The 18,520-nt window shown below is 53.0% G+C and carries 15 protein-coding genes; 14 read left to right on the top strand and 1 reads right to left on the bottom strand.

What is annotated here, in order from left to right; all coding sequences use genetic code 11:
• Window positions 1-84: 84 nt before the first annotated feature.
• From PKY88_01720 to PKY88_01705, 4 genes are read left to right on the top strand one after another with little or no spacing between them, the layout of a single operon-like run.
• Window positions 85-1,614: a sugar ABC transporter ATP-binding protein gene (locus PKY88_01720; GenBank protein ID HOQ03918.1), complete on the top strand. Its 1,530-nt coding sequence runs from the start codon at window positions 85-87 to the stop codon at window positions 1,612-1,614.
• The gene (locus PKY88_01715; GenBank protein HOQ03917.1) at window positions 1,611-2,615 is read left to right on the top strand and encodes an ABC transporter permease; all 1,005 of its coding nucleotides are present in this window, start codon (window positions 1,611-1,613) and stop codon (window positions 2,613-2,615) included. Before PKY88_01720 ends, PKY88_01715 begins: the two co-directional genes overlap by 4 nt.
• A 46-nt stretch (window positions 2,616-2,661) precedes the next feature.
• Complete coding sequence (locus PKY88_01710) at window positions 2,662-3,624, top strand: substrate-binding domain-containing protein (GenBank protein ID HOQ03916.1); 963 nt, start codon at window positions 2,662-2,664, stop codon at window positions 3,622-3,624.
• 36 nt (window positions 3,625-3,660) lie between these two features.
• Window positions 3,661-5,172 (top strand): hypothetical protein, encoded by a 1,512-nt coding sequence (locus tag PKY88_01705; GenBank protein HOQ03915.1) that lies wholly within the window; start codon window positions 3,661-3,663, stop codon window positions 5,170-5,172.
• A gap of 9 nt (window positions 5,173-5,181) precedes the next feature.
• On the opposite strand, the gene PKY88_01700 is transcribed toward PKY88_01705, so the two are convergent.
• Window positions 5,182-6,492, bottom strand: coding sequence for a helix-turn-helix domain-containing protein (locus PKY88_01700; GenBank protein ID HOQ03914.1), 1,311 nt, complete (start codon window positions 6,490-6,492; stop codon window positions 5,182-5,184).
• 179 nt (window positions 6,493-6,671) lie between these two features.
• Between PKY88_01700 and PKY88_01695 the strand changes: the two genes are divergently transcribed.
• From PKY88_01695 to PKY88_01650, 10 genes are all read left to right on the top strand, one after another.
• Complete coding sequence (locus tag PKY88_01695) at window positions 6,672-7,757, top strand: uroporphyrinogen decarboxylase family protein (GenBank protein HOQ03913.1); 1,086 nt, start codon at window positions 6,672-6,674, stop codon at window positions 7,755-7,757.
• Window positions 7,758-7,824: 67 nt separating this feature from the next.
• Complete coding sequence (locus PKY88_01690) at window positions 7,825-8,451, top strand: corrinoid protein (GenBank protein ID HOQ03912.1); 627 nt, start codon at window positions 7,825-7,827, stop codon at window positions 8,449-8,451.
• Between the two features lie 183 nt (window positions 8,452-8,634).
• Window positions 8,635-11,379 carry a PAS domain S-box protein gene (locus PKY88_01685; protein HOQ03911.1) on the top strand — a complete coding sequence of 915 codons (2,745 nt, stop codon included), beginning with the start codon at window positions 8,635-8,637 and terminating at the stop codon, window positions 11,377-11,379.
• Between the two features lie 263 nt (window positions 11,380-11,642).
• A complete protein-coding gene (locus PKY88_01680) occupies window positions 11,643-12,218 on the top strand; it encodes a response regulator (protein ID HOQ03910.1) in 576 nt (191 codons plus the stop codon).
• 24 nt (window positions 12,219-12,242) lie between these two features.
• Window positions 12,243-14,477 (top strand): HDOD domain-containing protein, encoded by a 2,235-nt coding sequence (locus tag PKY88_01675; protein ID HOQ03909.1) that lies wholly within the window; start codon window positions 12,243-12,245, stop codon window positions 14,475-14,477.
• 273 nt (window positions 14,478-14,750) lie between these two features.
• Window positions 14,751-15,467, top strand: coding sequence for a PEP-CTERM sorting domain-containing protein (locus PKY88_01670; protein HOQ03908.1), 717 nt, complete (start codon window positions 14,751-14,753; stop codon window positions 15,465-15,467).
• A 93-nt stretch (window positions 15,468-15,560) separates the two neighbouring features.
• Window positions 15,561-16,022, top strand: a complete 462-nt coding sequence (locus PKY88_01665) for a YhcH/YjgK/YiaL family protein (GenBank protein ID HOQ03907.1) — start codon at window positions 15,561-15,563, stop codon at window positions 16,020-16,022.
• A 71-nt stretch (window positions 16,023-16,093) separates the two neighbouring features.
• Window positions 16,094-16,666 (top strand): AmmeMemoRadiSam system protein A, encoded by a 573-nt coding sequence (gene amrA, locus PKY88_01660; protein HOQ03906.1) that lies wholly within the window; start codon window positions 16,094-16,096, stop codon window positions 16,664-16,666.
• A gap of 134 nt (window positions 16,667-16,800) precedes the next feature.
• Window positions 16,801-17,739, top strand: a complete 939-nt coding sequence (locus tag PKY88_01655) for a hypothetical protein (protein HOQ03905.1) — start codon at window positions 16,801-16,803, stop codon at window positions 17,737-17,739.
• The gene (locus PKY88_01650; protein ID HOQ03904.1) at window positions 17,736-18,356 is read left to right on the top strand and encodes a Maf family protein; all 621 of its coding nucleotides are present in this window, start codon (window positions 17,736-17,738) and stop codon (window positions 18,354-18,356) included. The genes PKY88_01655 and PKY88_01650 overlap by 4 nt, the downstream gene beginning before the upstream one ends.
• The last annotated feature ends 164 nt before the right edge of the window (window positions 18,357-18,520 follow it).

Below are 18,520 nucleotides of genomic sequence, written 5' to 3'. Positions count from 1 at the left end.
AAGACGGGCTTGATTTCCAATGAAAAGGTAAAGTAGGATAAATCGTCTTCAAAGGATAGACTTCCTCAGAGACAGGAACTGCGGATGGAAATGCTGCTGGCAATGAAGAATATCAGCAAGTCGTTCGGGCCGGTCGAGGTGCTGAAGGATGTTTGCTTTGGCCTGCAGCCGGGCGAAGTCCATATTCTCGCCGGTGAAAACGGCGCCGGCAAGAGCACATTGATGAAAATAGTAGGCGGTGTCTATCCGGATTACACCGGTACCATCGAGGTCAAGGGCAGACCTGTCCGTTTCCGTTCTGTGCTTGATGCCGCCGCCGCCGGGATTGCGGTGATTCATCAGGAATTGTCTCTTGTCGGGTCGATGAGTGTTTATGAAAATATCTTTCTGGGGCGGGAAGTGCATCGAAAGGGTTGGGTCTGTCATGCCCGCATGCGTTCTTCCGCCCGGTCGCTGCTGGAGGAGTTGGGCCTTTCCATCCGGGTTGATGAACCGGTGGACCGCCTGCCCATCGGCCAGCAGCAGATGGTCGAAATCGCCAAAGCCCTGTCCTATAACGCCGATATCCTTGTGATGGATGAACCCACCAGTGCGTTGACGGAACCGGAGGTCCGCAAATTGTTTGACATAATTGCCCGTCTCAAGCGGAAGGGCTGCGGCATTATTTATATCACCCACAAAATGGAGGAAATCTATCAAATCGCTGACCGCATCACCGTGCTTCGCGATGGACGTTACATCGGCACGGAGGAGGCCGCGAAACTTTCCTCCGACCGGCTTGTCCAATGGATGGTCGGGCGGGAGATTCAGCAGCATTTTCCCCGACATCAGTCTCAGCCGGGACCGGTTCGGCTGGAGGTGTCCGATTTTACGGTCCCTGAACCGGCGGGCGGCCCGATTCCCTGGGTCAACTGCGTCTCCTTTACGGTTCATGCCGGAGAAATCGTCGGGTTGGCGGGCCTTCAGGGCTCCGGCAATTCTCATCTGCTTCACGGTCTTTTTGGTTCTTACGGCCGACGCGTGCGGGGAACCGTTCGAATTGACGGCCAGGTTATGCCTGTGATTAATCCGGCGCAATCCATCCGCTCCGGTTTGGCTCTTTTGACCAACGACCGGAAAACGACCGGACTGATTCTCGGAAGAGATATTATCGAAAATGCCTCCCTGGCCTCTCTGCGGCGGTTTTCCCCGGGCGGCTGGATGCGGCCTCATCTCGAGGCTGAAACGGTCAGCCGAACCCTTCAGCGGCTTCGGTTGAAGGCCGACCGTCTGACTTTGCCCGTGGAAGCCCTCTCCGGCGGAAATCAGCAGAAGGTTGTTCTGGCCAAGTGGATTCAGACTGACCCGAAGGTTCTCCTGCTTGATGAACCGACCCGCGGCGTGGATGTCGGCGCCAAGCATGAGATTTATCAATGGATGAATGAGTGGACAAAGGCCGGTATTGCCATTGTTTTAATTACATCGGAAATGCCCGAACTGCTGGCGATGAGCGACCGCATCCTCGTGATGCACCGCGGCTGTATTACGGCGCATCTGACTCGTCAGCAGGCCACGCAGGAAAAAATCCTCCAGGCGGCGCTCGGGCAGACCTTGCTCGAAAGGACTATTTCATGATGCAGACACGTTCTTCAGTCTCTCTGGGTTCTTGGCTGGCCTCCCCGACAGTTCGGGCACTGGCGGCTTTGCTGGTGGTTTTTGGGCTGGGTCTTCTTTTGCATGCAGACGGTGCTTTTTACAAGTGGCACACGCACAGGGATATGCTCCGGGCGGTTTCCGTATACGGCATTCTGGCCTGCGGGATGACGGTGGTCATTATTACCGCCGGGATTGATTTGTCGGTCGGCAGCGTCCTGGCTCTCGTTGCCGTGCTTTTTGCGCTGATGACCATCCATTGGCAATGGTCCTGGATGTCAGCAGTTTCTTTGTGCCTTTTGGCCGGCATCGGCTGCGGAGTCCTGTCCGGCTGGCTTATCGGCCCGCTGCGGATTCAGCCCTTTATTGCAACTCTGGCGATGATGGTCTTCGCCCGCGGAATGGCCAAGTGGGTTTCCGGCGGACAGAAGATTTCCACCGCCGTCCAGCAGCCCGACGGAACCTATCAGTATGTGCCGGTGCCGGAGATTTTCCAGATGCTCAGCGCAAAAATCTTCGGCGGAAACCTGACCGTCGTGACCCTGATTATGCTCGGCTGCATTATAATGACCTGGATTCTGCTCAGAAAACTTCGCTACGGACGTTATCTTTATGCTGTCGGCGGAAATGAGCAGGCCGCTCGATTGTCCGGCGTACCGGTCAATGCTGTGAAAATCCTGGCTTACGGTCTGTCAGGTCTGTTTTCCGCGGTTGCCGGAATCTGTCAGGCCGCTCAGGAGCTTCAGGGAGACCCCGAAGCCGGAGGCGGGTATGAGCTGTCCGCCATAGCCATGGTAGTAATCGGCGGGACAACCCTGCAGGGCGGGCGTGGCAGTATCTGGCTGACCCTGATCGGCATTCTAACCATCGGCTATCTGGAGAAAATTCTCAGCATCAACGCCGTCGGAGAAGATAAACGGCTGATGCTTACCGGTGTAATCATTGTGGCAGCCGTTCTCTTGCAGAAAAGTAAACGCTTTTAATTTGGATACATACCCGGACATCATCCAAACAGAAAGGACAGAAAAGATGAACAAAGTAGCCGTTCGAATCATTGGAGTTGGATTGGGACTGCTTGCCGTCTGGGGCTGCACAAAGAAGGAATCCCCTGCGCAGCCCTCTTCGGAGAAAGCGCAGTGGACGATCGGGATGAGTCAGTGCAATCTTGGGGAACCCTGGCGTGTTCAGATGAATGCCGATATTCGCCAGGCCGCTCAGGAAAAAGGCAATCTCCGGGTTATTTTCAAGGATGCCCAAAATGACACCCTCAAGCAGCAGGCCCAGGTCGAAGAGTTCATCAGTGCCGGCGTGGATTTAATTATAATTTCTCCTAAAGAAGCCGCTCCGCTGACTCCCGTTGTGGCACAGGCCTATGCCAAGGGGATCCCCGTCATTGTTCTGGACAGGCGGGTTCTCGGCGACCAGTACACCTGCTTTATTGGGGCGGACAATCGGAAAATCGGTCGTGCGGCCGGCAAATGGATTGCCTCCAAGCTCGGCGGAAAAGGCAAAATCGTCGAACTCAAAGGACTGATGACCTCTACGCCCGGCCAGGACAGACATGCCGGTTTCCGGGAGGGCATTGAAGGGACCCAAATAGAAATTATCTTTGAAGCGGATATGAAATGGCTTGAACCCAATGCCCGAAAGGAAATGGAATCCGCTCTGGCCCGCTTCCCGCAGATTGATTTGGTCTATGCCCATAATGATCCGGGAGCCCACGGTGCTTATCTGGCCGCCAAAGCCGCCGGACGGGAAAAGAACATTCTCTTTGTAGGGATTGATGCGCTTCCCCAAGAGGGGCAGGCCTATGTGAAACAGGGCATCCTCGCCGCCAGTTTTGAGTATCCAACCGGCGGTCGTGAAGCCGTCGAAACCGCCGTCAAAATTCTTTCCGGACAGTCTGTTCCGAAGGAAATAATACTGGACTCGCGGGTCTTTACGCCGGAAAATATTGACCAAGGCGGTGAATGGCTCGGAAAAGAAAAGTAAAGGAATCCTGGAAAAGACAGCAGAAAGGAAGCGGCGATGAAAAAGGTAGTAGACATCTACATTCCTCTGGATGCACGGGAAAAACCCAACGAAGTCGTCATGGCGGTTGCCAAACCTCAGCTGGAGCATTTGAAAAAGGTCATTCGCAGTCTGGGCTGGCAGCCCAACGTCCTGAACCCTGACAAGCCGGTTTCGAGCGTGGCCGAAGGTCTGCGGGTGATACGAAAGGCCAAGGGCAGCCGCTTTATCAATTTTATGGCCGGCTGGGCCTATCCGGATTTCTCCGTCAGTCCGATGTGGCAGCTGCCCAAAGACACACCCAAGCTCCTCTTGGGCAGTGCAATTCCGGATTTTCCCGGGGCTGTGGGGCTTTTAGCGGCTGCCGGCGGTACGGAGCATGTCGGCATCAAAACCAGCCGGCTTTTTGTGGAAAAGTTTGAGGAATATGATACCTATCGAGAGGCCCTCGAAACTTTCTTGACCAAGGGCCGCTATGCCCCCAAATATCCCAAGCCCATCGAAATCAAGGTTACCGATGCCAGCCGCAAAAAGGCCCAAAAGGTCAAAAAGCAGCTGTCCGGTATGGTGTACGGAACCGTCGGTCCCCGCTCGATGGAGATGTGGAACAAGATATCCGAGGCCGATTTCCTCCGCTATTTCGGCATTGCCAAACTCGGTTTTGACGGCCTGCGTGTGCTGAAGATGGCCGAACGCATCCCCGATGAGCGGGCGCAGCAGGCCTTTGATTTTCTCGTTCAGAATAAAATGCGTTTTGTCCTCGGCACCAATCCGGAAACCGAATTAACCAAAGACATGGTCCTGTTCCAGATGAAGGTGTATTGTGCCTTGCTGGAACTCAAAAAACAGTTTGGGCTGGATTTTGTCGGCGTGCAGGACCAGCTGGACTGGATTGAACATTATCCGACGACTGATTTAACGCTGGGCATCCTGAACAACCGCCTTCGTCCGGAAGGGGACGGTACGACCTTTGTTGCCGCCACGGAGGCCGATGACGGGGCCGCCCTGACGATGCAGGTGCTCAAACTGCTCACCGGCGGAAAACCGGTCGGCTTTAACGACCTGCGGTACTGGCAGCCCGACACGATGCTTTACTGGTTTGTCAACTCCGGTGCTCTGGCTCCTTATTTTGCTTACGGACGCGACGATTCGCTCGAAGGCGCCTGGTCCGAGCGTCAGACGCCGATGTACTTCAAAGCCGGCGGCGGCACCTGTTCCGTTGTGGTCCGCAAGCCCGGCGTGGTCACCTGGGCCCGCTTCAGCTATCGCAATCATCAGCTGTATCTGTGCGCCGGACGCGGCAAGACGGATGTTCCGTCGGAGGAGGAATGGCTGCGGCGTACCGAGCGGTGCAGCCGCGACTGGCCGCAGTGGTATCTCAAACTGTGCGGACGAATCGAATGGAAGGTCAATACGAACCATCCGATGACCGTCTTCGGCGATTATCTGGCGGATTTGAAGGCCCTGGCGGAGGAGCTGGGTATCCCGTTTGAGTGCTACGATTTCAAGACGCCGGCGGAGATTCAATAAGGCGGCCTTTTATCCCCGCACCGACGAGGCGGCGGGACGATGTTGTTTGCGAAACTGGCTGGGCGTAAGCCCAGTCAGTTTTTTAAAAGTTCGGTTAAAATAACTCAGGTTCTCAAAGCCCGATTCAAAACAGATTTCCAGACAGGTTTTCTCTGTTGTTGAAAGCAGCCGTTTGGCCCAGCTGATGCGAAGTTCATTCAGATAGGCCACGGCAGTTGTCTGCATGCGTTCCTGAAACAAATGACACAGTCGGGACACGCTCAAATGCGCCGAACGGGCAATCTGCTCCAGCGTGATTTTTTCATGAAAGTGCTGTTGGAGAAACTCCAGGGCGGGCTGAAGCCGTTCCAGACGACCTGGTTTTCCGGCGGCCGAAACACAGTCAATCAGCTCCCGGACTGCCACACTGAGCCAAAGACAGATTTCCTCCTGGTTTTGCAGAGAAATCACTTTGCTGATATAGGAAGCGTTCTTCTCCAGCAGTGTTTCCGGGTCTGCTCCGGCTTCCGCCGCCGCCCGGCTCAGAATCCCCAGAAGCTCCGTCAGACGAATCTTCAAAATATTAATCTGCCCGGGATAATGGTACAGAATGCCTGCCAAAAGTGTATTCAGCAGGTCGTCGGCTCCGGCTTTGTCGGCAATTTTCACTTTGACAATCAGCCGCTTTTCCAGTTCAAAAGGGTACCCCTGCTCCAGGCCGGCCTGTTTGTGTTCCTGAATGAGTTCTCCGATGTGTGCCTGCTGGGTGGTCTGCAGCCGTTTCCATTCGATCACATGCGGGTCCAGTTTCGCCGTTTCATAGACCAGGATAAAAAGAAACTCGACCGCCTCATGGAGGAGCCGTCCGCTGGTAATCGGCAGAAAGCGGGCTTCGTCAAAGAGCCGCTCGGCTGAAAAGCGAAGGCCGGCCAGCCGTTTGAGCATATCCTGCCCGATGGTTTCATTGAACGGTTCGGAAAGACATTTGCCCGTCAGCATCCCGCCCAGCGGTGTTTCCCGATGCATAATCGGAATGCAGCTGAACAAAATTCCGGCATGGCAAAGCGTTGTATAAGGCTGCCCCGTCTCAAAGGCCATATGCAGACTGCGAAGCCGCTCCTGCAGACAGCGTTTCCGCGACGCAGGATTGCTTCGGATATAGGAACAAAAAGCCAGCTCGCATGATTCAGAGCACAATCCACGGATTCGTCTGCCGTCTGTCCCGATTGTTTCAATGCCCAGACCGTAATGTCTCCAAAACCGCTCTTCAATGGTTTCAAAGAGTTCCCGACTGATGAAGGAAGATATTTTGCAGCCCCTGTTTGTCCTGTTTATTTCCATAGCAATATAATGTAATGAAAAGTTACAAATCGATTTTTCAGAATTATATCTAATGTTCTTTGAAGAAAAACAGCAAAATTGTACAAATAATCAAGAAAATAAGCGCAGCATCGCCTCTTTTGGGTTGATTGAATACAAGGACGTTTCAAGCCGAAAACAGTCAGTATTTTGGAGATTTGATGGCAACATCTGTTTTATTAAAAGAACCGCAAAGGGCTCCTTCGGCGGAAGGAAAGCTGCTCCAGGCTGTCCGGCAGGCCTATCAGCAGGGCCGTCGGCTGGCTGCGCCGCTGGCGGGTTTTCCCGCCTGCAGCTGGATGGGCGTGTCCATCAAAGTAGCCCAGCAGAATTACGGCATTCACTACAAATGCATTGCCGCTATGGTTGAAAAACTTCGTCCTGATGCCGCCTTTATGATGATGGACCTGTCCGTGGAGGCCAACGCTCTCGGTCTGCCGGTTCGATTTCCTGTTCACGATTCAAGCTCCGTCGAATATCACCCGGTTCAAACGCTTGAGGACCTCTGCCCCTTCCGTCCAATCAATATCCTCCAGGATTCCCGCATCTGTTCCTATATCAAGACGGTCGAGATGCTTCGGACGGGTCTGCCGGAAGGGGTTTTGGTTGGGGCTTATGTCATCGGCCCCTTTACCCTGTCGGGATTACTGGCCGGAGCCGAACAGATTGCCGCGGATACCATTCTGGACCCCGAGAAGGTGGAAACCCTTTGTCAGTTTTCGACCGGTGTCATTCAGCCCTATGCCAGAGCGCTGGTTCATGCCGGGGCCGACCTGCTGTGCATTCTCGAACCGACGGCGGGCATTATCGGCCCGGCTGAATTCGAACGGTTCAGTGCCGCTTATGTCCGGCAAATCATTGATTCTGTCCGTCATACCGGTGCGGACACGATTTATCATATTTGCGGCAACTCCATGCATCTGATTGAAGCGATGGCCCGTTCCGGTGTATCCGCCCTCAGCCTCGATTCCCCGCAAATCGGCGTCAATCTTCCGCTTGCGGCACAGAAAGCCGGCCCGGACGTGCTCGTCATCGGCAATATCAATCCGGTCGCCGTGATGCAGGATGGAACCCCGGAGCAGGTTCGGACGGCTTGTCTGGAACTGCTCGAACAGATGCAGGATTATCCGAATTTTATCCTGAGCACCGGCTGCGATTTGCCGCCTGCGGTTCCTGTGGAGAACCTCCGTGCTTTTATGGAAACAGCCCGCCGATGGCGGCAGAACCTGTCAAAAAACCGAAAATGAAACATTGAAAAGAAATTATCAAATTGATATAATTCTCATTTTATTCTAACTTTTTTGGGAGTCTGCTATGGCTGACTTAAAAGCACTGGCACAGGCCGTAATTGACGGAAACCCGACCGAAGCAGTTCGGCTGACACGGGAGGCCCTCGAGCAGGGCATCCCGCCCAAAACCATCCTCGATGAAGGGTTGATTGCCGGAATGGATGTAGTGGGAGTCCGCTTCAAAGCCAACGAAGTCTATATTCCTCAGGTGGTGATTGCCGGACGGGCGATGAAAATGGCAATGGAGCTGCTCGAGCCCAAACTGGCTGCCGCCGGCGTGGACCCCATCGGTAAGGCTGTGATCGGAACGGTCCAGGGCGACCTGCACGATATCGGCAAGAATCTGGTAGCCATGATGCTCAAGGGAGCCGGGTTTAAGGTCGAAGACCTCGGTGTGGATGTGGACCCGGAAACCTTTGTAGAAAAAGCCAAAAGCACCAATGCCCAGATTGTCGGCCTCAGCGCGCTGTTAACCACGACAATGACCGCGATGGATAAAACCATTCAGGCCATACGCGAAGCCGGTTTGTCCTGCAAAGTGATGGTCGGCGGGGCACCGGTCACCCAAAACTTTGCCGACAAAATCGGCGCAGACGGCTATGCACCTGATGCCGCCTCCGCCGTCGACTTGGCCAAAAGTCTCTTAAATTGATGCCTTTTTTCAGGTCCTATAAAGGGGCTTTTAGGCCCAGTTCTTAAATGCGACAAGGCCTTTTCGATTCGAAAAGGCCTTTTTTATTAGACGTTTTTCTTGTTGTCATTTTTCCTTTGAATTCCCCTGTTTTCCGGTCGAAAAAGAAATCACAGAAACGGTTTGGCCATGACAGGAAAAGGATTGAAATCAAGGTGGAAAAGAAGCCGCTTTTGCCGAGAAGCAGCGGCGGTATTTCTTTTCGGGCTGCTGGCCGTGCTCGGAATAGCGGCTGGTTCAGCGGCAGTTTGGTATTGGGGACTTTCTTTTTATCCGGCCCTGACTTTGACAGAATTGCTCTCCAGTCCTTTGCTGTCTTTGTTGGTCCTGTCAGATGCCGTCGGGGTTGTATTTTTCTGGCTGCTCGCGGTCAGCGTGATTTATCGTCTCCGTCGGAGAAAACGCCGGCTTCTTCTTCCGGCTGAACAGGATATGCTGGCTCGAATCATTGACGGCTTGTCGGTCCCGATGTTTGTCATCAATCAGGACCATGTTGTGACCCATTGGAACCGGGCCTGCGAAAAGTTGACCGGCATCTGGGCCGGCAGAATTCTCGGAACCCAGCGCCACGGTCAGTATCTCGGAGATGAAAAGGGATGGACCCTGGCGGATTGGATTCTCCGACAGACTCCCGAGGAAGAGATCCGGGCTGTCTACGGTTCCTCCTTCAAACCCAGCGGTCTGCTCAAAGATTCCTATGAAGCCCAGCGGTTTTTTCCGCATCTGGGGTCGGCCGGCAAATGGCTGGCTTTTACGGCTGCCCCCCTTCGGGATTTGAAGGGCAATTTGGTTGGTGCCATCCAGACCTTTCAGGATATTACCCAGGCCAAGCAGCATGAACAGCATCTTGAGGAAGCGCTCCATACCGTTGAAAAACTTCTGCAGCGGGCTCCGGTCGGTCTGTTTATTGTGGATAAAAACCGAACCATTCGACGTGCCAACAGTGCTGCCCTCCAGATTTTAGGAAAGAAAATCGAAGATGTCGTCGGCAAACCCTGCTGCGGGGTTCTTTGCGGCCAGAATCATGCTTCTTGTCCTGTGCTCCATGAAGGCCATACGTTTGAAGGCGAACATGTTTCGCTTGTTGGTCCTGAAGGCAAGCCTATAACTATTCTCAAGAATGCTTTTCCTGTCATGCTTGAAGGCCAAGAAGTGCTCATTGAGGCCTTTGTGGACATCACGGAGATAGAAAAAGCCCAGAATGCACTCCAGAGGGAATCGGCCAAACTGTCTTCTATGATTGCCGGAATGCAGGAAGGTGTTGTGTTTGCCGATTCCGAGGACACCATTGTGGAAGTCAATCCGTATTTCCTCAAAATGGTCGGGAAAACCCGTGAAGACCTTCTGGGCAGAAAGCTGGCGGATGTTCACCCGCTGCAGATTCAGGCCAAACTCAAACAAATGATTCGCTCGTTTCGCGAAAATCCTCGCAGTGAACCGGTCATGATTCGCCGGGAATTTTTCGACCGAATCGTCGAAATGCGAATTCAGCCGATTTATTGTGATAACGGGGTTTATGCCGGAGTGCTGGCCAATCTCATTGATATCACCGAATTGGTCAAAGCCAAGGAATTGGCCGAAAGTGCGAATAAAACCAAAAGCCAGTTTTTGGCGAATATGAGCCACGAAATCCGCACACCGATGAATGCAATTCTGGGTTTCTGTGAGCTCCTGGCGGCCACCGCGCTGGATGAGGAGCAGAAGGATTACGTGAATGTTATTGCCAACAGCGGCCGCAACCTCCTGCAGATTATTAACGATATCCTCGATTTTACCAAAATCGAAGCCGGCAAACTTACCATTGAAAAGGTCCAGTTTGCCCTCGAACCGTTCCTTCGGCACATCGAACAGATGATGAAACCCATCGCCGCTAAAAAAGGTCTCAATTTTGAATTCTTTAAAGGCGACAATCTGCCGGAAATCGTCGAAACTGACCCGGTTCGGCTGAATCAGTGTTTAATCAATCTAATCGGAAATGCCGTCAAGTTTACCGAAACCGGCTATGTTCACGTCACAGTGTCCTGGGAAGACCGCCCGGGAGAGGACGGACGCCTGTGTATCGATATTGAGGACACCGGAATTGGAATCCCTAAAGAAAAGCAGAAATTGATTTTTGAGTCTTTTACGCAGGCCGATGCCTCCACGACTCGCAGATTCGGCGGAACAGGTCTGGGGCTGTCTATCACACAAAAATTAATTCATTTGATGGGCGGAGAACTGTTCCTGCACAGTCAGCCCGGTCAGGGGTCTATTTTTACGATTTCTCTGCCGGTCAGTCTGACCAACGCTCCGTTCCAGGGAGAACTGGATTTCAGCACCGATACCCGCAGACCGGAATACTCCGCCGGAATCCGCAGCGATCAGCTTTGGGCCTGCCAGAATGAAGATTCTGAACAGCCCGCATGCGTCCTTGTAGCTGAGGACAGTCGAGCCAACCAGATTTTTATGAAAAAACTGCTCGAACGCTACGGGTTCGAAGTGATGTTGACCGCCAACGGCAAGGAAACCGTCCGAATGGCTATGCGGAAAGAGTATGATTTGATTTTCATGGATATGGAAATGCCTGTTATGAACGGGTATCAGGCAACCGGTATCCTCCGGAAACAGCAAATCAAGACACCAATTATTGCGTTAACGGCTAATGCCCTTCAGGGAGACCGCGAGAAGTGTCTGGCGGCCGGCTGTGATGATTACCTGTCCAAACCTGTCAAAGCCGAAGAGCTTGCCCAAATTCTCGAAAAGTACCTTTCCCGGCGAATCAAGGCGTTAAATGAACAGACTGAACATCTTCGCAGGCAAGCTGATGACTTGGCTTCAGAAGCGAACCAGTCTCTTCAAAAAGGCACAGCATCTCAAAATCTGAATTCCTCTCAATCCGACGATAAATAGAGGAAAAATGAGGAAGCCCCTGAAGTTTTTCTCCTCGGCTCTCCGAAACTTGCGAAAACCCCCAGTCTATTGTGGCATATTAATATCCTAATTGTCTTATACTGTGGGGCTGCATGTCCTGAAAAAACACTGCTTTTAGTATTAATTTAGAGGTTTTTTATTTATTTTTTAATCCTTGACACATTGAATTACCGATGGATAATTTAGGCAATCTGCCGAAGTTGGTTAAACCAAGGAAGGCCTTTTTTGATGAGGGAACAAAAATGGAGAAAATGAAGGAACTGTTTACAACGGGGGAAGCAGCAGACATTTGCAAAGTAAGCCAGCAGACGATTATCCGATGTTTTGATTCCGGCCGTCTGGAGGGCTTTCGTGTTCCAGGGTCCCGGTTCAGAAGAATCCCGCGGGAATCCCTTATTAAGTTTATGAAAGACAACAATATCCCTCTGGATAATCTGCTTGGTGACGGCAAAATCAAGGTTTTGATTGTCGATGATGATGATGAAATCGTTGAATTGATGGTGGACGTGCTCAGTCGGGATGGACGTTTTGAGATTCGAACCGCTTCCAGCGGCTACGATGCCGGAATCCAGACCCAGCAGTTTCTTCCGGATGTCATCCTGCTGGACTATATGCTTCCGGATGTCAACGGAAATATTGTCTGCCGAACCATTAAGAACAACCCGAACTTTTCCCATATTCACATCATCATTGTCAGCGGTGTTGTCAACCGCGAAGAAATTGATGATTTGCTGGCCGCCGGGGCTTCGGAGTTTATCGCAAAACCGTTCAATATCGCTGAAATTACCGAAAAAATCGCACGGCTGGCTCGAACCTAACGCGCTTAGGAGAACTGTCCCGGGATGCCTTCCTCCGCCAACAAACTTGCTGCAGCCCGTCAGGTCGAGATGATCGTGCGTCAGCTGGATACCCTGTCTACTTTTCCGCAGGTTGCAGGCAATGCGCTCCGTCTCCTCACTGCGGAATGGCCCTCTGAAAACTCCGAGCTGGTCGAAATGCTCAAGGCCGATCCAGCCCTTTCGGCCAGAATTCTTTCGATTGCTTCTCAGCAGATAAGGCCGACGGCAGAACAGCCTCTTTCCATTGAACAGGCCGTTGAGGTTCTCAGCAGTGAGCAGATTCGGGATGCTGTTCTTTCGGTGCAGGTCTTTCAGGCCTTTGAGATTCCCGCTGCAGAGCAGGAGGAGTACGATTTTCGTCATCAGCTGGCCCTTCATGCGTTGGCGACCGCCTGTGCTGCCGACCAGCTGGCCCAGGAGGCCTTGCCTTCTCCTCTGCGGAGTATCGCTTTTTCCGCCGGACTTCTTCATGACCTCGGGAAACTGGCTCTTCTGGAGGTAATGCCGAAAAGTTTTTTGCAAATGGTCAGACAGGCCCAGGCCGAAGGGGTTTCTCTGATTGGTATTGAACAGCATCATCTCGGTCTTGACCATACCACCATCGGAAAGCGTCTTGCAGAAAAGTGGAATCTTCCAAAACCGATTCAAACCGCTGTCTGGCTTCATCACAGCGATACAGAAGCGGTGGCGGCTCATATTCCTTTCATTGAAGTGGCGTCCCTTGTTCATCTGGCGGATTGTATGGCTCGCAAGGCCGAAATCGGCGTCTCCGGCTCCTATGATACCATCGAAGAAGCCCTCCTGACCGGCGCACGAGTTCGCTTAAGTCCGGATTTGCTCGACCGTGTGTTCAGCGAACTGCCCGAACGGGTTCAGAATCTAAGCCGCCGGCTGGGACTCCATACGCCGGCCGCAGCCCGCCATTACTACGGAGCGATCCACCAGACCGCCGCAAAATTGGCCAAATTGAATCTCGATTTGTCTCAAACCAGCCGTCAATTCCAAATCAAAAGTCGACAAGTGGAGCTGCTTGACCAATTCCTTGGGCGCGTCAAACCTCAAGATACCCTTGAGACACTCGCCTTTCATTTGGCCTGTGTTTTGGCGGATGCTGTTCAGGGAGCTGTCAGCGTCCTTCTTCAGACGGACCTCGGGGAACCGTCTGTCTGCTGCTTTACGGTGGACCGGCAGAGAAAACAGTATTCGGCCCTGCTTCAGCTTCCTGCAGGGAAAACGGTCGCTGCTCGTCAGGAAAAGGAGGAGTTTTCCGTTCGGATTATTGATGCAGAGCTTGACTGGTTTTTTGACAAGTTTTCCGCTCGGCTCAATCCCGCCATCTCCTATTCGGCCCCTCTGGCCGTCCCGGGATTTCGACTCGGCAGAGTCGTCTTCGAGTTGGCTCAGGCAGACCGTCTTGAATTGACAGCAGAGACAATCGGCCCGCTTTGTCAGGCCGCCGCCTCTGTTCTTCAGACGGCGGATGTGGCAAGGCGAAATCTCGAATTGTCCGAGCGTCTGGCCGAAGTCCTCGGCAATCTGAAGATGGCGCGCCGTCAAATCGCCCAGATGGAGGCCATTCACAGTGTTGCCGAAATGGCTGCCGGTGCCGCCCATGAATTGAATAATCCGCTTTCAGTGATTTCAGGCCGTGCTCAGTTGTTGGCTTCCTCGGAAACAGACCCGCAGCGGCAGCAGGAACTTCGCATTATTCAGGAGCGGACGGAGGAGATGGCACAGATTCTCAAAGATTTGATGTCCTATGCCCGTCCGGCACAGCCCGAAAAACATATCCATTCCGTCCTCGATTTGGTGAATGAAGCGATCCGAAGAACGTGTAAAATTCATAATTTGCCGCAAATGGCCGTTCGCCTCGAAGGACTTGATTCTTTGGCGGATGTGTATGTCGATTTTGAACAAATTGTGGAGGTTTTGACCCATATTCTTCTCAACAGTCTCCAATCTTACCCCGGGGAAAACGGCCCGATTCGCATTTCCAGAACTCCTTTGCAGCCCCCGAGCGGAGCGGTGTTCAGCATTTCCGACCAGGGGTGCGGAATGGACCCCAAAACATTGGCCAATGCCTCCAAACCCTTCTTTTCAGCCCGTCCTGCAGGACGCCGTCGGGGAATGGGACTGGCCCGAGCCCAGCGGCTTCTTCAGGTCAACGACGGCTCTATGATGATTACCTCCAGAGTCGGGAAGGGCACCACAGTCACTATTACGCTTCCTGGTACTTAAAGATAGGAAACTTTTCTTTATTCGTTCCTTCTGTCTAAACTCTTAAAGGAAAGATTTTTTATTTTCTCTATTTTAACAGTGTAGTAAGTCATTATCTTGCAAATAGTTATAGATGAGTTAAAAAGGGGTAGAAGTTTTTTAGAAGTTTTTCTTCTTGATTCTCTCTTTCTAAGATGATAAACTGCAATTATCCAATTTGGGGCGGAGGAAGAGACAGTTAACACGCAATGGAGTGACTCGGCTTTTTTTGAAAAGATTTTGCAGATGTCATTATTGAAGATAAAAATTGTCTCTTTCTTTGCACTGTTTGTTTTCTTGACAGTGGGGGTTTCCGCTTTCTCGAGTGTCTTTGAGCCGGTCTGGCGGGGCAGTGAGAAATCCGTCTTTGCAGAGTGGGGCAGCTGGAACAATCGTACCCTTGTTTCGGGCGATATGCTTTTTTCCCCGGATTTGACGGGGTTTGGGGAGGGGACCAGGAAGTCAATTGCCGTACAGGCCTTCCAGGAAGGGTATTATCTTGGCGAGCCGGCACAAGTCCTCGGTGAATACAGCGGCCGACAGAACGTCCTCAAACTGAACACAAACGGTCTTTATATCACCTTGCCGAATTTTATGGCGGGAGAAAAATATACACTTGTTCATTTTGTAATAACCTACGAGGATACATTTGCTTCTTTTGCGGGCTTTCGAGTTACTGGAATGACCGATGAGGGGGTAATTCCCGCTTATAACGATGTGGTCATTGCCCCGCAGCCGCTCCAAAGCATCCGGCAGGACCACTGGCTCACAGAGGTTTATGAGTTTACAATAGAGCCCAGCCCCCAATGGGAAACCTTCTATTTGCTGTTTACCCATTATCCGAGTTATCCTTATTTGTCAGACGCTCCATATATCGACTCTTTCAGTTTTGATACCATTTGCATTCCTGAGCCCTCCGGTCTGATTTTGCTGACGCTCGGAGCCGCCGTCTTTTCCCGCTTCCGCCGGTAACTGTTCGACTCTCATCCAACCCCCTTGCTTTTTCTCTTTTTTTAGAAGATATTGTTTTTAAAATCCTCTGCGGAAAAGGAAAGGGAAGCACGGATGATAACGGATTCGCTTGAACATGCCTTTTTGTACGAAACAATTGACGCTCGAGTTGCCGCGGGAATGGCTTTGCTGAATGAAGAATACGTCCGCACAGCTGCCGAAGGGCGATATGAAGTGCAGGGGGATGATTTATTTTTTATTGTTCAGGAATACGCAACATTGCCCTTCGAACAGGGGCGTCTTGAGATTCACCAGAAGTACCTGGATATCCAATTCATTGCTTCCGGACGCGAATGCATCGGTTACGCTCCCCTCGAAGGTCTTGCTGAATTGGAACCCTATTCGGACTCCAAAGATATCGCCTTTTACAGCTCAAACAGACCGGTCAGCCGGCTGATTCTGGAAACCGGGATGTTTGCTGTCTTTTTCCCGCAGGAACCCCACATGCCCGGTCGTCAGGTGTCTGACAAGCCGGAACCGGTCAAAAAGATTGTGGTCAAAATCCGTATGAAATAAGCCCTGCAGCGGACGGTTTTGTCCGGACGGAAGCTTGCTGAAATCGTCCGGATGCGGTAGGATGGGGAGCTATGAACCAAACCCAGCGCAATCTGCTGCTGAAAGTGGCCAAGGATGCCGTGCGGGCGGCTGTGAAAGGTCTGCCCAAACCGCCGCTGCCGAAAGTGGATGACCCTGAATTGATGGAGCCGCGCGGCTGTTTCGTGACCCTCAAAAACGGCGAAGACCTCCGCGGCTGCATCGGACAATTCGAAGCCGACCGTCCCCTCATCGAGATGGTCAGTCGGATGGCTGTTTCCTCCGCCAGGCACGACCCTCGTTTTGCAGGCGATCGGATTACTTCCGCCGAACTGCCGCAGCTGCACATCGAGATTTCCGTCCTGTCGCCGATGGTTCCGACTGATGACCCCCTGAAGCTTGAACTGGGCGTTCACGGCATTTATATCACCGATGGTTTTCGGTCCGGCTGCTTCCTGCCGCAGGTGGCGACGGAGACCGGTTGGTCCAAAGAGGAGTTTCTGGATTACTGCTGCACACACAAAGCGGGCCTTCCTCCACGGGCCTGGCAGAAAGACCCTTCCATTCGCGTGTATCTCTTTACCGCCGAGGTTTTCGGGGCCGATTGGACCCAGATTGAGGATTGAGTCGGATGACCTGCCGTGGATGGATTCTTTTCTTTCTGCTGACCTCGGGCATCTAGCTCTGCGCCGGCTGCAGTTCGTCGTCCTCATCCGCTGCGCCGGCCGTGCAGAATTCTTTATCTTCTTCCGAAGGGCTCATGGAATACCTCCGGGATTTGCCGGCCGTTCAGCAGGTGCAAATCTGGGAGAATCCTTACGGCCCGGGCCTTCAAATCCTGACGCGTCATTACGAAATCTATACCACACTCGATGACCCTCTGATGCTTCGACAGGTTCCGTCCTTTGTTGAAAGTGTTTATGCGGAATATCAGGCCCAGCTGCCGGACCCTGTCAGCACCGACCGCCGGTTTGTCATTTATTTATTCGCCCAGCGTTCCCAGTGGGAGCAGTTTACCCGGGACTTCACCGGCCCGAATGCGGATGTCTATCTGCGCATTCGGAAGGGGGCCTATGCCGTCAACGATGTCTGCGCGGCCTATCACATCGGGCGCTCCCAGACGTTTTCTGTCATCGGCCATGAGGGCTGGCATCAGTTCAACAGCCGCTTTTTTGCGTACCGGCTGCCCAGCTGGCTCGACGAAGGGGTGGCGACGCTCTTTGAAACCTGTCAGTACCGTCAGGGCCGATTTGTTTTTGAGCCCCAGCGGAACCTTTACCGTCTCGGAGCTCTCAAGGAAACGCTGCTGGCCGGGCGGATGATTCCGCTCGAGGAGCTGCTGGTTCTCAATCCCGGTCAGGTTCTCGGCGACAACGGCGGGCCCGATGAGCGGGTCACGGCCTTTTATGCCCAGACGTATGCTCTCGTGCGGTTTCTGCGGGAGGAGTTTTACGGCTATTACCTTCGCAAATATCATACTCTGATGGCCGCCGGCCTTCGCGGAAACTGGCCGCTCGACGAGCTGGAGGCCCGCATCGCCTCTGACCGCAATCTGCCGCTGACCGTTGCCTGGAATCAGCAGGTCTCCCCGCGTCTGTTTACCTTGTATATCGATTCAGATCTGAAGAAAATCGAAAAAGAATATCGGGCCTTTTGTGAAAAAATTACTTATCCGATTCGACTCCAGTATTCCCAATGAAACCGGACGGCACCTTCATTCTTGCCTCTGCCTCTCCGCGGCGGAAACTTCTTCTCGAGCAGGCCGGATACCGCTTTGAGGTTGTTCCCTCGCAGGTGGATGAGTCCAACGTCGACATCTCCGGCCTGACGTATGAGCAGGCGGCCGCTCGTCTGGCTCTGGCCAAGGCGCAGGATGTGGCCGCCTCGTATCCTGATTGTCTCGTACTGGCCGCCGACACGGTGGTTGATTCCGACGGTGTGCTGATCGGCAAACCCGCCGACGCCGCCGAGGCCGAAGCGATTCTCCGTCGGCTCTTCCGCAAGCCGCACCGAGTCATCACCGGAATCGCTCTGGTTTGGAAGTCCCGAAATTTGGAGATATGCGAGTCCTGCATTACCTGGGTGTATCCGAAAAAAATCACGGAGGAGCAGTTGGCGGCCTATCTGGCCTCCGGCGACTGGCAGGGCAAGGCCGGCGCCTACGGCATCCAGGAAATCAACGACGCCTTCGTCGAACGCATCGACGGCTCCTTCACCAACGTCGTCGGCCTGCCGATGGAGCGAGTTCAATCCCTTTTGAAGCAGTGGGGGATCGTTCCGATTCCTACAAAAGCTGGCGGAGATTTTTCTTTTTAGTTGAGAGCGGAAAAAAACCGGACGAGGCAGGGGTTCGACATCTCGTTGGGACTACGGAAATCTGGGGATCCGCAGCAGCCCATTCCCATCCGTGACTGGTTTGATCCCTGGGATGTCACCTTGTTCCCCTGCCGGGTACATTCTTTTTGTTCAGCTTGGGTCTG

Source organism: Anaerohalosphaeraceae bacterium (genome assembly GCA_035378985.1).
In the GTDB taxonomy this organism is placed as follows: Bacteria; Planctomycetota; Phycisphaerae; order Sedimentisphaerales; family Anaerohalosphaeraceae; genus JAHDQI01.
The sequence above is the reverse complement of the archived record's forward strand: the minus strand, read 5'-3'. Positions and strand labels throughout refer to the sequence as shown.

Bases quoted from the DNA above. Each gene is read 5' to 3' on its own strand.
- PKY88_01720 (HOQ03918.1), top strand. From the start codon at position 85: ATGGAAATGCTGCTGGCAATGAAGAATATCAGCAAGTCGTTCGGGCCG.
- PKY88_01715 (HOQ03917.1), top strand. From the start codon at position 1,611: ATGATGCAGACACGTTCTTCAGTCTCTCTGGGTTCTTGGCTGGCCTCC.
- PKY88_01710 (HOQ03916.1), top strand. From the start codon at position 2,662: ATGAACAAAGTAGCCGTTCGAATCATTGGAGTTGGATTGGGACTGCTT.
- PKY88_01705 (HOQ03915.1), top strand. From the start codon at position 3,661: ATGAAAAAGGTAGTAGACATCTACATTCCTCTGGATGCACGGGAAAAA.
- PKY88_01700 (HOQ03914.1), bottom strand. From the start codon at position 6,492: ATGGAAATAAACAGGACAAACAGGGGCTGCAAAATATCTTCCTTCATC.
- PKY88_01695 (HOQ03913.1), top strand. From the start codon at position 6,672: ATGGCAACATCTGTTTTATTAAAAGAACCGCAAAGGGCTCCTTCGGCG.
- PKY88_01690 (HOQ03912.1), top strand. From the start codon at position 7,825: ATGGCTGACTTAAAAGCACTGGCACAGGCCGTAATTGACGGAAACCCG.
- PKY88_01680 (HOQ03910.1), top strand. From the start codon at position 11,643: ATGGAGAAAATGAAGGAACTGTTTACAACGGGGGAAGCAGCAGACATT.
- PKY88_01675 (HOQ03909.1), top strand. From the start codon at position 12,243: ATGCCTTCCTCCGCCAACAAACTTGCTGCAGCCCGTCAGGTCGAGATG.
- PKY88_01665 (HOQ03907.1), top strand. From the start codon at position 15,561: ATGATAACGGATTCGCTTGAACATGCCTTTTTGTACGAAACAATTGAC.
- amrA (HOQ03906.1), top strand. From the start codon at position 16,094: ATGAACCAAACCCAGCGCAATCTGCTGCTGAAAGTGGCCAAGGATGCC.
- PKY88_01655 (HOQ03905.1), top strand. From the start codon at position 16,801: ATGGAATACCTCCGGGATTTGCCGGCCGTTCAGCAGGTGCAAATCTGG.
- PKY88_01650 (HOQ03904.1), top strand. From the start codon at position 17,736: ATGAAACCGGACGGCACCTTCATTCTTGCCTCTGCCTCTCCGCGGCGG.